Source organism: Sporosarcina sp. NPDC096371 (assembly GCF_044762865.1).
Taxonomy (GTDB): Bacteria; Bacillota; Bacilli; order Bacillales_A; family Planococcaceae; genus Sporosarcina.
The window spans coordinates 19,434-32,583 of sequence record NZ_JBIWFE010000010.1; the positions used below are offsets into that span (position 1 = coordinate 19,434).

Annotated in this window: 11 protein-coding genes; all 11 read left to right on the top strand. The window is 44.4% G+C overall.

Features of this window, described 5'->3' with window-relative positions; genetic code table 11:
* Positions 1-2 precede the first annotated feature (2 nt).
* The 11 genes from ACIQ0H_RS19460 (at position 3) to ACIQ0H_RS19510 (ending at position 13,147) form a co-directional block, all read left to right on the top strand.
* Positions 3-1,061 carry a DUF3048 domain-containing protein gene (locus ACIQ0H_RS19460; protein WP_403418536.1) on the top strand — a complete coding sequence of 353 codons (1,059 nt, stop codon included), beginning with the start codon at positions 3-5 and terminating at the stop codon, positions 1,059-1,061.
* Positions 1,062-1,088: 27 nt separating this feature from the next.
* The gene (locus tag ACIQ0H_RS19465; protein WP_403418537.1) at positions 1,089-1,409 is read left to right on the top strand and encodes a YerC/YecD family TrpR-related protein; all 321 of its coding nucleotides are present in this window, start codon (positions 1,089-1,091) and stop codon (positions 1,407-1,409) included.
* Positions 1,410-1,725: 316 nt separating this feature from the next.
* Positions 1,726-2,418: a heptaprenylglyceryl phosphate synthase gene (gene pcrB / locus ACIQ0H_RS19470; RefSeq protein WP_403418540.1), complete on the top strand. Its 693-nt coding sequence runs from the start codon at positions 1,726-1,728 to the stop codon at positions 2,416-2,418.
* Positions 2,419-2,468: 50 nt separating this feature from the next.
* Complete coding sequence (pcrA, locus tag ACIQ0H_RS19475; RefSeq protein ID WP_403418543.1) at positions 2,469-4,706, top strand: DNA helicase PcrA; 2,238 nt, start codon at positions 2,469-2,471, stop codon at positions 4,704-4,706.
* A gap of 213 nt (positions 4,707-4,919) precedes the next feature.
* Positions 4,920-6,932 (top strand): NAD-dependent DNA ligase LigA, encoded by a 2,013-nt coding sequence (gene ligA / locus ACIQ0H_RS19480; RefSeq protein WP_403418545.1) that lies wholly within the window; start codon positions 4,920-4,922, stop codon positions 6,930-6,932.
* A 2-nt stretch (positions 6,933-6,934) separates the two neighbouring features.
* Positions 6,935-8,059 (top strand): CamS family sex pheromone protein, encoded by a 1,125-nt coding sequence (locus tag ACIQ0H_RS19485; protein ID WP_403418548.1) that lies wholly within the window; start codon positions 6,935-6,937, stop codon positions 8,057-8,059.
* 73 nt (positions 8,060-8,132) lie between these two features.
* Positions 8,133-8,420 (top strand): Asp-tRNA(Asn)/Glu-tRNA(Gln) amidotransferase subunit GatC, encoded by a 288-nt coding sequence (gene gatC / locus ACIQ0H_RS19490; protein ID WP_403418551.1) that lies wholly within the window; start codon positions 8,133-8,135, stop codon positions 8,418-8,420.
* 25 nt (positions 8,421-8,445) lie between these two features.
* Complete coding sequence (gene gatA / locus ACIQ0H_RS19495; RefSeq protein WP_403418554.1) at positions 8,446-9,909, top strand: Asp-tRNA(Asn)/Glu-tRNA(Gln) amidotransferase subunit GatA; 1,464 nt, start codon at positions 8,446-8,448, stop codon at positions 9,907-9,909.
* On the top strand, positions 9,909-11,342 hold the full coding sequence (gatB, locus tag ACIQ0H_RS19500; RefSeq protein WP_403418557.1) for an Asp-tRNA(Asn)/Glu-tRNA(Gln) amidotransferase subunit GatB: 1,434 nt from the start codon (positions 9,909-9,911) through the stop codon (positions 11,340-11,342). Before gatA ends, gatB begins: the two co-directional genes overlap by 1 nt.
* 245 nt (positions 11,343-11,587) lie before the next feature.
* Positions 11,588-12,157 (top strand): thioredoxin family protein, encoded by a 570-nt coding sequence (locus tag ACIQ0H_RS19505; protein WP_403418560.1) that lies wholly within the window; start codon positions 11,588-11,590, stop codon positions 12,155-12,157.
* A 78-nt stretch (positions 12,158-12,235) separates the two neighbouring features.
* Entirely contained in the window at positions 12,236-13,147 is a 912-nt protein-coding gene (locus ACIQ0H_RS19510; RefSeq protein WP_403418563.1) for a diacylglycerol kinase, read from the top strand.
* Positions 13,148-13,150 lie beyond the last annotated feature (3 nt).

Below are 13,150 nucleotides of genomic sequence, written 5' to 3' on the forward strand. Positions count from 1 at the left end.
TAATGAAATTAAAAATGAGAGGATTGCTATTCTATTTAGCAATCGCCGTGTTGCTGCTAGCAGCATGTTCAAAAGACGACAAGGTAGAGGATCCTGTACCTGAGTTGGATGAGGTAGAGGAAAAAGAGGAGCCGATGGAAGAGGTATCTGACGAATTGGTTCGTTCGCCATTTACAGGTGTATTGTCGGAAGAAGAAAATACACGTCGTCCAGTATTAGCAACGATTAATAACCACCCACAGGCAAGGCCACAATCTGGAATTAGTGATGCAGATATCATCTATGAACTTGCTGCGGAGGGCAGTGTGACAAGGCTATTGGCTTTATTCCAAAGTGAATTACCTGCAGAAATTGGTCCGATTCGTAGCGCGAGGGATTATTTTGTCCATATCGCTAAAGGCCTGGATGCATTTTATGTAGCGCATGGTTATAGCCCTGATGCTAAACAATTGTTGGAAAATAATGTGATTGATAATGTCAATGGGATGCAGTATGATGGCACGCTATTCTGGCGTTCTAAAGATCGAAAGGCACCACATAACTCCTATATTTCTGAAGAAAATATAGTGGAGGCTGAGTTGAAGACGAATTCCGCAATGGACATTTCCGTCATCCCGTCATTTTCTTTCCATGAATCCATTGAAGATGCTAAAATAGGAGACAGTGTATCCTCTGTAACTGTTAAATACAGTTCAGATCCAAATTTTACGAGTGTCTATGCCTATGATGCGGAAAAAGGTACCTATGAACGGACAGTAAATGGCAACTTAACAATCGACAAAGCGAATGATAAACAAATTGAGTTATCTAATATCCTCGTTTTTGAAACAGCTCACCGTACCATCGATAGTGCCGGTAGACAGGCTGTCGATATCGAGTCGGGCGGTAAAGGCTTGCTGTTTCAAGCAGGTATTGCTAAAGAAATAGAGTGGGAAAATAGTGACGGCATTCTCATGCCAATGGAAAACGGCGTACCTGTGAAACTAGTTCCAGGGCAGACTTGGATTCATATCGTACCGACTAAACCGGGTATGGATACATCCGTCACATATACACCTTGAGTAAGACATTCAGGGAGGGGGAACGTTATGCAAATCGATAAAATCCGTGGGCATCAAACGGATCAGCTATTTAAAGCGATGCTCGAATTGAAAGACCTCGATGAATGCTATGAATTTTTTGATGACCTTTGTACAATTAGTGAGTTACAGTCGCTTGCACAGCGGCTGGAAGTGGCGCAAATGTTGAAATTGAAAAAGACCTATGACACGATTCAAAGCGAAACGGGGGCAAGCACAGCGACAATTTCACGCATTCGTCGTTGTGTCGATTATGGCTCCGGCGGTTATAGCAAAGTGCTGGATCGCTTGTATCCGGAAACGAAGGAAGAGCAAGACGAAACAATATAATCTATATATGTAAATTGAACTAAAGAATCTTGCCAACAACGCTCGGCTACCCCAGTAAGGCGCCTTCGCTGGAGATTAGGTGGAAATCATAAGTTCAACATAAATAGCAACCGGGCGAGGAAAGAACTCGTCCGGTTTTTTTGGTATACTATAGGAACGTACATTATCTTCATCCAGCAGAAGACCCCTGCTGAACGAAGATAATATGCCTCCGGCGGATGTCACGGATTTTAGGGGATTTTTCGAGCGAACTCGAAAAAAATCCGGACGCAATTTCGCTAAGGCGAAATTGATTAGAGAGATTGGGTGGTTGACTATGGACTTCACAAAATGGCGTCATGCCTTTAAATTAGATCCGGCTAAAACGGTGACAGAAGAACAGCTTGAATTGCTCGCGGAGTCAGGAACGGACGGCATTATTGTTGGTGGAACGGATGGTGTCACACTGGATAACGTACTCGATTTGCTCGTGCGAATTAGACGTTTCTCTGTTCCAGTTGCGCTTGAAATTTCAACGGTAGAGTCCGTCACACCAGGCTTCGATTATTACTTCATTCCAACTGTACTGAACTCGACAAAAGTCGAATGGATCAATGGCATCCATCATGCGGCCTTGCGTGAATATGGACATATGATGGATTGGGATGAAATCGTGACAGAAGGCTATTGCATCTTAAATCCTGAATGTAAGGCAGCACAATTGACGGGTGTGACAGCAGTGCCGGACGAAGAGGACGTGATCGCCTATGCCCGCATGGCGGAGCATCTCTTCAAAATGCCTGTATTCTATATGGAATATAGCGGTCAATACGGTGATCCTACAGTTGTTGAAGCGGCGTCGCGTGTGCTAGATAAGACGCGACTTTTTTATGGTGGCGGCATTACAAATGCAATAGAGGCAAAAGAAATGGCGAAAATAGCGGATACAGTGATTATCGGGAATGTAATTTACGAAGACTTGACAGCGGCACTGACTACGGTTGACGCGGTGAAATCGGTTTCCCGATAGGCCTATTTTGTGTATAATGAAAGAACAAATGTTCCGAAAGGACGATAATGATGAATAAAATAGCAGAAGACTTACTAACGGGCATGAACCCCGAACAAGCACGTGCAGTGAAAAAAACAGAAGGGGCACTCCTAATCATGGCTGGTGCAGGTTCTGGAAAAACACGTGTCCTCACTCATCGGATTGCCTATCTAGTCGTTGAGAAAAATATTTACCCTTCTAATATCCTAGCCATTACATTCACGAATAAGGCGGCACGCGAAATGCGCGACCGTATCGATGGACTGCTAGGCGCTGGTACAGGCGAGCGCATGTGGGTTTCGACGTTTCACTCCATGTGTGTCCGGATTTTGCGCCGTAACAGTGACCGCATCGGTATTTCGAAATCCTTTTCAATTCTAGACTCGGCCGATCAATTATCGGTCATTAAAAGTGTCTTGAAAACGTTGAACTTGGATGCGAAGCAGTACGATCCACGTACGATGCTGAACACGATTAGCTCGGCAAAAAATGAATGTATTGATGCTGCAACGTTTCGCAGTCAAATCAATCCGCAAAATCCGTACGAAAAAACGATTGCTGACGTCTATGATGGCTATGCCAAACGCTTGCGTCAAAATCAATCCATGGATTTCGATGATTTAATCATGATGACACTCGTGTTATTTGAACGTGTTCCAGACGTACTTGAATTTTATCAGAACAAATTCCAATACATTCATGTGGACGAGTATCAGGATACCAATAATGCCCAGTACAGGCTGGTTAATATGTTGGCGGATAAGTTTAAGAATTTATGTGTGGTAGGCGACTCTGATCAGTCCATTTATAGATGGCGCGGGGCGGATATTAGCAATATTTTATCCTTCGAGAAAGATTATAAAAATGCTGAAATGATCATGCTTGAACAAAACTATCGCTCGACAAAACGAATCTTGCAGGCGGCGAATGACGTCATTATCAATAACCAAAGCCGTTACGATAAGAAGCTGCGGACGGACAATGAAGAAGGCGAAGCAATATCCGTTTACAAAGCCAGCGATGAAAAGGACGAATCACAGTTTGTTGTCGGTAAAATTCTAGAGTTGAAAGAACAAGAAAACTTGAAGCTCGACGAGTTCGCCATCTTGTATCGGACCAATGCACAGTCGCGTGTTATCGAGGAATACCTTGTCAAATCAAACCTAGACTATACAATCGTCGGCGGGACAAAGTTCTATGATCGCAAAGAGATTAAAGACTTACTAGCCTATTTGCGTCTCATTGCCAACAACGAAGATGATCTTGCGCTTGCACGCATTATCAACGAACCGAAACGAAGCATTGGTGCTACATCTTTCGATAAAATGGCGCGTTTTGCGATGGATCATGATCGCTCTATTTTTGATGCGTTACAAGAAGTTGACTTTATGGGTATTACGCCAAGGGCAGCGAATGAAGTAGCCAAGTTCCATGAACTAATGACTGGATTTACAAAAATGCAGGAGTATTTATCGGTCACTGAATTGGTTGAGCAAGTGCTCGATAAGACAGGCTATCGTGAAATGCTACAGCGTGAAAAAACAATTGAATCGGAAAGTCGTCTTGAAAACATCGAGGAGTTTCTGTCCGTCACGGAGGCATTTGAAAAGCGTGCGGAAGAAGATACGGGTGATCGATCACTCGTCGCTTTCCTAACGGATCTTGCGTTAATCGCGGATATCGATTCACTTGATAAGGAAGAGAACCAGTCTAAGGAAAAAATCGTCCTCATGACGATGCACGCAGCAAAAGGCCTCGAATTCCCAGTCGTTTTCATAATTGGGATGGAGGAAAATGTCTTCCCACACTCTCGCTCATTAGCGGATGAAGAAGAGATGGAGGAAGAACGCCGGCTAGCCTACGTTGGCATTACGCGTGCGGAGCGAAAACTTTACTTGACCTCAGCATCGTATCGTACACTTTTCGGGAGAGGTAGCTATAATACGCCATCTCGATTTATTGGCGAAATTTCCGACGATATCTTAGATGTCCATTCTAGAAATTCAGGATTCTCATCTGGCAATAAAATCTCAGGACAACATACGACACCTGTACGCCCGGCAGTCAAAAAGCCGATCTACAAAACGAGCGGTGGAGACAAGATGGGCTGGAATCCTGGCGACAAAGCGGTCCATAAAGCGTGGGGGACTGGAATGGTTGTCAGCGTGAAAGGGACAGGCGAGGAAGTCGAATTGGACATCGCATTCCCGGATCCAGTCGGCATTAAGCGTCTGCTAGCAAAATTCGCACCGATTGAAAAAGCATAATCAATTACGCCTTGGCGTAATTGTGTCCAGATTTTGAATTGCGCATGCGCAATTAGCTCTCCTTAAAATCTGTGACATCCGCCAGAGGCTTTATCTTCTTTCAGCAGGTGTTTGAACACCCGCTGAACAGAAAAACGAATACATTTACCCGAGTACCTATAGAGGTGGGGGTCTTCAGCTCAATGAAGATAAGTAAAGGGGAGAAAAAAATTGATGGATCGAGTCGAACTCGAAAAACGAGTGGAACAATTGAATCAGCTACTGCATGAGTATGGTCATGCGTACTATGTGCTCGATAAGCCACTTATTTCTGACGCAGTCTATGACGACTATATGCGGGAGCTATTAGCGATTGAAGCTGAAAACCCGGATCTTGTATACCTTGACTCGCCATCGCAACGTGTTGGTGGAGAAGTGTTAGCGGGGTTCGGAAAGGTCACGCATGCATTTCCGATGCTTAGTCTGTCGAACGCCTTTGATGAAGGAGATTTACGTGATTTTGACAGACGTGCGCAAGAGGCTGTCGGGCATACGGTTTCTTATATTTGTGAACTTAAAATTGATGGGCTGGCGGTGTCACTTCGCTATGTGGACGGCAAGTTTGTCCAAGGCTCAACCCGTGGCGATGGGACAGTTGGTGAAGAGATTACGGCCAGCTTGAAGACAATCCGGACCATCCCACTTCGCCTGAAGGAAGCAGTTTCCATCGAAGTACGCGGTGAGGCGTATATGCCGAAAAAGTCATTTGCCCAGTTGAATGCGGCGCGTGATGAAGCCGGTGAAGAACCGTTCGCCAATCCGCGTAATGCAGCTGCCGGTTCACTTAGACAGCTTGACCCGAAAATAGCTGCCAGTCGTAATTTGGCTGTTTTTATCTATAGTATTGCGGGTGATGGTAGTGCGTATGGACAAGACAGCCATTCAGAGTCCTTGAACAATCTCGACTCACTCGGATTTGAAACAAATAAGGAACGACAAAATTGTGACTCGATTGAAGAAGTCATCGCATATATCGAAAAATGGACCGCCGTTCGTGCTGATTTAAATTATGAAATCGATGGAATTGTAGTGAAAGTCGATAATTTTGAAGACCAGGAACAGCTTGGTTTCACGGCGAAAAGTCCAAAATGGGCCATTGCGTATAAATTTCCGGCAGAAGAAGTCGTGACAACATTACTCGATATCGAGCTTAGTGTCGGTAGGACAGGTGTTGTCACTCCGACGGCTATTCTGGAACCGGTTTTGGTTGCAGGCTCGACGGTCGGACGTGCCTCCTTGCATAATGAAGACCTTATCAAAGAGAAGGATGTCAGAATCGGCGACACCGTTATTATCCGAAAAGCAGGCGACATTATTCCTGAGGTCGTTGCTCCTATCATTGAAAAACGTACGGGTAATGAAGTGCCTTATGAAATGCCAAAAGATTGTCCTGTATGTGACTCGGAACTAGTACGAATCGAAGGGGAAGTGGCACTACGATGCGTTAACCCGCAATGTCCAGCGCAGATGAAAGAGGCAATTATTCACTTCGTATCCCGTAATGCCATGAACATTGAAGGAATTGGTGAACGGGTTGTTGAACAATTGTACGTGGCAGATCTTGTTCATGACGTATCAGACTTATATACCCTGACAAAAGAGCAATTGATTGAACTGGAAAGAATGGGGGAGAAATCTGTCTCCAATCTTCTAACAGCAATTGAAGCATCTAAGGAGAATTCTTTGGAGAAAATGCTCTTTGGATTTGGGATTCGTCATGTAGGTGAAAAAGCGGCGACCATTCTTGCTGAAGAATTTGGTACACTGACAGCCTTAATGGAAGCCGATGTAGAACGGTTACTCACCATCCATGAAATTGGCGACAAAGTAGCCGACTCCATCAAGACGTATTTCAGTAATGAGGATGTTCTTGCCATGCTTGGAAAGTTGGAAACGTATGGAGTGAATATGACTTACAAAGGGCGTACCCGCCAAGATTTGCCGACAGATGGTCCGTTTGTAGGTAAAACGGTCGTTTTGACAGGGAAGTTAGCGATTTTGAGTCGTGGGGAAGCGAAAGAGCAGATTGAAGCATTTGGCGGAAAAGTCAGTGGTAGCGTCAGTAAAAAAACAGATCTTGTCATTGCGGGAGAAGATGCCGGTTCAAAATTAGCAAAAGCTGAAGAGCTTGGTATTACCGTTTGGGATGAAGCGAAATTGATAGAAGTGCTCGGTGAGGAGTCATGATGATGAAAAAGTTATTTATACTACCTGGACTAGCGGCCATTTTGTTCCTTGGAGGCTGTCTTCCTTCAATTGGAACAGAAAAAGAGAAAGATGTTCAGGAGTCCGAGGAAGGTGTCGTGGAAACGGTTATTATTCCAGATGTCCATCTGAAAGATGATATGTACCTGCCGCTTATCCCGTTCAAGAAAAGCGCAAGCCGTGGCTTAATCGTCAATAATATTCACACAAAATACGATATACAGGAAGTAGAAGAAGGTCTGTTACGACTCTCTACTAAAACGTTTGACCCCAAAACATACTTATTTCAAGAAGGACAATATATCGACAAGGACACGGCCTATTCGTGGTTGTCGAGAGGTTCTTCTGATGAGTTGGGGCTAAATCCACCAGCTATCGAAGGGTTGACTGAAGAGCAACTTGCAGAAGAAGCACCAATCTATCTTGCACATATCGTCGAGCAGAATTTTTTAGAGAAAAAAGACAATAATGTGCGCCTAGCAGGGATTTCAATCGGTCTTGCGCTTAATTCGATTAGTTACTCGAGAAGTGGGAAAGAGACGGAGATACCTGATAAGGAGATCGAACAGCAAGGTATGAAGATGGCTGAAGAAGTTGTTCGTCGCCTTCGTACGCAGCAAGGCCTTGCAGATATTCCGATTGTGGTTGGTTTATTTAAACAAGCAAGTCGCAATGCTATTGTTCCGGGCTCCTATTTTGCAACAGCTGTCGCAGATAAAGGGCAATCAGCACCTACAGGCTGGAAAGTCGTTGACGAGAAGTATGTGGTGTTTCCGGCCTCTTCAGATACCAATAATTATCGAGATATGAATGAAACGTTTACAAAATTCAAAGAAGATATCGATACTTATTACCCAAGCTTCGTCAACGTGATTGGTACTGGATTTTATAAAGATGGCAATCTCAAATCTATCCAAATTGAAGTGCCCATCCAATTTTTCGGTAAGAGTGAAACGATTGGCTTCACGCAGTATATAACGGACCGTGTTAAGAATTATTTCCCGAATGTGCATACCGAAGTGAGTATAACATCCATCAATGGCCCAGAAGCATTGATTGTTAAAGAAGCGGGAGAGAAAGAACCCTACGTTCATATTTATGGCTATTGAAGAACATAACTTTTCTTCATTAAAGTTAGATGTTATGATGAATCGTACAATGCAAGGACAAGGAGGAGAGAACATGACACAATTAACAAAAGAACAAGTGAAACATCACGCGACACTGGCATGGATAGCTATTACGGATGAAGAAGCAGAAGCATATGTATCACAACTTGGTGGCATTGTTGAATTCGTGAAAGAGTTAGAAGAAGTAGATACAGAACAGGTCGAGCCAATGACACATCCCCTACAAATATTCAATGTAATGCGTAAAGATGTGCCAGCAGATGTATTAGATCGTGAAGAAATGCTAAAAGGTGTAAAAGAACACGAAGCTGGGCAAATCAAAGTACCAAACATCCTTTGATGAATGGATTTAAGGAGGAAAATAGATGACGTTATTTACTAAAACGGCAACGGAACTTCAGTCGTTGTTACATAATCGGGAAGTGTCTGTCAAAGAATTGACAGATGAGTCACTAGCTCGTATTGCGAAACTAGACGGAGATGTACAAGCATTTTTGTCGACAGACAAAGAGCAGGCACTTGCCAAAGCAACAGAATTGGACAACCAGCCACTCGAGGGTCGGGGACCGCTTTTTGGTTTGTCTATCGGAATAAAAGACAATATCGTTACCAAAGGAACTGTCACAACATGTGCGAGTAAAATGTTGGAAAACTTTGTCCCTGTATATGATGCGACTGTCGTTGAGAACATCAACGCTGCTGGTATGATCACAATGGGCAAACTCAACATGGACGAATTTGGAATGGGATCGACAACAGAAAGATCTGCATTCCAAACGACGCATAATCCATGGAATCTTGACTATGTACCTGGAGGTTCATCAGGCGGTTCAGCGGCGGCAGTAGCGGCTGGAGAAGTAGCGTTTGCTCTTGGTTCTGATACTGGTGGTTCAGTCCGTCAACCAGCTGCATTCTGTGGTGTGGTAGGGATGAAGCCGACATATGGTCGTGTATCACGTTCAGGTCTTGTTGCATTTGCATCATCAATGGACCAAGTGGGACCGATTACGCGTACCGTTGAAGATAACGCATTGCTATTGAATGCAATTGCTGGTTTGGATCATAGAGATTCTTCGACCTCTCCACTAGCGGTTCCAGATTTCAGAGCTGCATTGACAGGCGATATTAAAGGTTTGAAAATTGGTGTTCCAGCAGAATATCTTGGTGCTGGCGTATCTGATGAAGCGAAAAATGCCGTCTTGGAAGCGTTAAAAGTACTTGAATCATTGGGAGCTGAGTGGGAAGAAGTATCACTTCCAAATTCGAAATATGCTTCTCAAGCGTACTACGTTATTTCTTCAGCTGAGGCATCATCGAATCTTGCTCGCTTTGATGGCATTCGCTATGGCTACAGAGCTGAAGGTACGAAGAACTTAGAGGAATTATACAAACGTTCACGTTCTGAGGGCTTTGGTGAAGAAGTAAAACGTCGCATTTTACTCGGGATGTATTCAATAGGTGCAGATCATCACGAGGGTCTATATACGAAATCATTAAAAGTACGGACACTTGTGGCGCAAGACTTTGCCAAGCTATTTGAAAAATACGATGTCATTATCGGGCCATCTTCGGCGACACCAGCTTATAAGATTGGTGAATTGATCCACGATCCGTTGACGTTGTATGCGAATGATATCCTAACTGTTCCGATTAACCTTGCAGGTATCCCAGCGATTTCAGTGCCATGCGGATTCTCGAATGGTCTACCACTAGGTCTACAAATCATCGGGAAGCATTATGATGAAGCGACGCTTTACAAAGTGGCACACGCTTACGAGCAAGCAACTGACTTCCATACACAAACGCCAGCTCTATGGGAGGTAAAATAATGACGAACTTTGAAACGATTGTTGGGCTTGAAGTCCACGTAGAATTGAAAACAGATACGAAAATTATGTCACCGGCTCCTGCCCATTTTGGTGCAGAACCGAATATGAATATCCACGTGACGGATTTAGCTTACCCGGGTGTTTTACCGACACTCAATGAACGGGCTGTTGAATTCGGCATGAAAGCATCGATGGCGCTTAACTGTACAGTGGCACCGATCATGAACTTTGACCGCAAGCACTATTTCTATCCGGATAATCCGAAAGCTTACCAAATCTCGCAAGATAAGCGTCCAGTTGGACAGAACGGCTGGGTAGAAATTGAAGTCGACGGCAAAAAGAAGAAAATCCGTATTGAGCGTGTTCACCTTGAGGAAGATGCAGGGAAACTGACGCATTCCGATGATGGTTACTCGCTTGTGGATTTAAATAGACAAGGAACACCATTGATTGAAATCGTGACGGAAGCAGACGTCCGCTCACCGGAAGAAGCGTATGCATTCCTTGAAAAGCTAAAGGCAATCATCCAATATACGGGCGTTTCTGATGTTCGGATGGAAGAAGGGTCACTTCGTTGTGACGCGAATATTTCGATTCGTCCATTTGGACAAGAAGAGTTCGGTACGAAAACGGAATTGAAAAACTTGAACTCATTCAACTTCGTTCGTCGTGGGATTGCTTATGAAGTAGAACGACAAGAAAAAGTATTGCTATCTGGCGGAACGATTCAGCAAGAAACGCGCCGTTACGAAGAAGCGACAGGCGCAACTAGCTTGATGCGTGTGAAAGGTAGCGCGAAAGATTACCGTTTCATTAATGATCCAGATTTATCTGAGATTCATATCGATCAAGAATGGATGGACCGTGTACGTGCGGAAATTCCTGAGTTGCCAGATGCGCGGAAAGAGCGCTATGTTACTGAATTCGACCTACCAGAGTACGACGCGAAAGTATTGACGTTGACAAAAGTAATGGCTGATTTCTTTGAAGCAACCGTTGCAGCTGGAGCAGATGCGAAACTCGCTTCTAACTGGTTGATGGGCGAAGTGTCTGCCTACTTGAACGCAGAGCAAAAAGAACTTAGTGAGACAGCGTTAACGCCTGAAGGTCTTGCAAGTATGGTTAAATTGATTGCAGACGGCACGATTTCATCGAAAATCGCGAAAAAAGTATTCAAGGAATTGGTTGAAAACGGCGGCAACGCGGCAGACATCGTCAAAGCAAAAGGACTTGTCCAAATCTCTGACGAAGGCACGCTACGTACAATCGTTACTGAAACATTGGATGCAAACGAACAATCGATTGAAGACTACAAAAACGGGAAAGACCGTGCAGTTGGCTTCCTCGTTGGTCAAATTATGAAAGCGACGAAAGGGCAAGCAAACCCACCACTCGTCAATAAAATCCTTCTTGAAGAAATCGCGAAGCGATAACAAAGAAAAGCGCAAGATGCCTGAAAGGGGCGACAGGCATAAGACGGGCCGGCGACGCGGCGTCCATTGCCGCATAGGCGGACTGACTTATGACCCGAGCCCCTGGCACCTGGAGCTAGACAAAATAACAGGACGCCCTGTACAGGACTTTAAGAAGTCTTTGTACGGGGCGTCTTACTGTGGTCTAGGAATTTGATTCGTATGAAGGGACAACGTACAATTAGCATAAAGGAGTGCGTTGCCAAATGAAAACTGAAAAACAATTTTTTGATGAAGCGATTTCGCTCGAGCAATATATGGATCAGATGGACAAGCATAAGGAACATAGTTTTCGCATTTATGAACAATTTGAAGTGCCACAGGACGATGAATTCATCGCACTACTGAAAGAAAAAAAGCCCAGTGTTCTTGTGATTACGGAAGATTGGTGTGGCGATGCCATGATGAACAATCCAGTATTCAGGAGAATTGCAGAGGCGGCAGCGCTTGACGTTCGTGCGGTCTACCGTGATGCAGATACGGACTTAATCGACAGGCATTTAACAAATGGTGGGCGGTCGATTCCGATCTACTTACTACTCGATAGCGACGGAGAAGTGGAAGCCAAATGGGGACCGCGTGCTGCGACCATTCAAGAGTATGTAATGGATTTGCGTAAGGATTTACCACCTGCTGATGCTCCGGACTACAAAGAGAAGCAACAGGCTTTCATTGAGCAGATTACTGCGGAGTATACGTCTAAGCCAGAACATTGGCTGACAGTGTATGAAGATATTCGAAAAACATTTTTACCTATTTTGCAAAAGCAATCCTAATTTTTAAAACGAATTCATATAGCTAGTAATAATGAAGTCAATCCAAAAAATTATTTGTACGAATAGAGGGAGTTTCGGATGAAACGAGCACGAATAATTTACAATCCGACGTCGGGGCGAGAGATATTTCGCAAACATTTAGGTGAGGTACTTATAAAGTTTGAAAAGGCGGGGTATGAGACATCGTGTCACGCGACGATCTGTGAGGGTGATGCAACGGAAGCGGCGAAACAAGCTGTAGAACGTGGCTTCGACCTTGTGATTGCAGCAGGAGGAGATGGCACGCTCAATGAAGTTGTAGCAGGTGTTAGCGCATTTGAGAATCGCCCTAAAATCGGGCTCATCCCTACAGGGACAACGAATGACTTCGCACGCGCGTTAAAAATTCCTCGGGATATCGATACTGCGGTTGACATCATAATCCGTGGTGAAACAATCCCAGTCGATGTCGGGCTCATGAATAATCGTCATTTCATCAATATTGCGGGTGGCGGCAGAATGACCGAATTGACGTATGACGTGCCCAGTAAGTTGAAAACCGTTCTAGGCCAACTTGCGTATTACTTAAAAGGGGTAGAAATGTTGCCATCTATTCATTCTTCACATGTGAGGATTGAGTATGATGGTCAAGTGTTTGACGATGAAGCGATGATGTTTCTCGTCGGATTGACAAATTCAATCGGTGGCTTTGAAAAATTGGCACCCAACTCAAGTATCAACGATGGGAAGTTCACGTTGCTTATTTTGAAGAAATGTAATATTGCCGAATTCATCCGTGTTGTGTCATTGGCTCTCCGCGGTGAGCATCTAGGCGATCCACTCGTCATTTCGAGTGCGGCCGAGAAGATTACCATCACATCATCGGAGGAAGTCCTGCTCAATCTAGACGGGGAGTATGGCGGTGTTCTTCCTGCGACGTTCCAAAATCTTTATCGTCATATTGACATGTTCGCACCGTTAGATGAGTTAAGAGAAGAAGATCGGATTTAAGGA

Excerpts from the sequence above, each read along its gene's own strand:
- pcrB (WP_403418540.1), top strand. The coding sequence starts at position 1,726 with ATGGACTTCACAAAATGGCGTCATGCCTTTAAATTAGATCCGGCTAAA.
- ligA (WP_403418545.1), top strand. The coding sequence starts at position 4,920 with ATGGATCGAGTCGAACTCGAAAAACGAGTGGAACAATTGAATCAGCTA.
- ACIQ0H_RS19460 (WP_403418536.1), top strand. The coding sequence starts at position 3 with ATGAAATTAAAAATGAGAGGATTGCTATTCTATTTAGCAATCGCCGTG.
- gatB (WP_403418557.1), top strand. The coding sequence starts at position 9,909 with ATGACGAACTTTGAAACGATTGTTGGGCTTGAAGTCCACGTAGAATTG.
- pcrA (WP_403418543.1), top strand. The coding sequence starts at position 2,469 with ATGAATAAAATAGCAGAAGACTTACTAACGGGCATGAACCCCGAACAA.
- ACIQ0H_RS19485 (WP_403418548.1), top strand. The coding sequence starts at position 6,935 with ATGAAAAAGTTATTTATACTACCTGGACTAGCGGCCATTTTGTTCCTT.
- ACIQ0H_RS19510 (WP_403418563.1), top strand. The coding sequence starts at position 12,236 with ATGAAACGAGCACGAATAATTTACAATCCGACGTCGGGGCGAGAGATA.
- ACIQ0H_RS19465 (WP_403418537.1), top strand. The coding sequence starts at position 1,089 with ATGCAAATCGATAAAATCCGTGGGCATCAAACGGATCAGCTATTTAAA.
- gatC (WP_403418551.1), top strand. The coding sequence starts at position 8,133 with ATGACACAATTAACAAAAGAACAAGTGAAACATCACGCGACACTGGCA.
- ACIQ0H_RS19505 (WP_403418560.1), top strand. The coding sequence starts at position 11,588 with ATGAAAACTGAAAAACAATTTTTTGATGAAGCGATTTCGCTCGAGCAA.
- gatA (WP_403418554.1), top strand. The coding sequence starts at position 8,446 with ATGACGTTATTTACTAAAACGGCAACGGAACTTCAGTCGTTGTTACAT.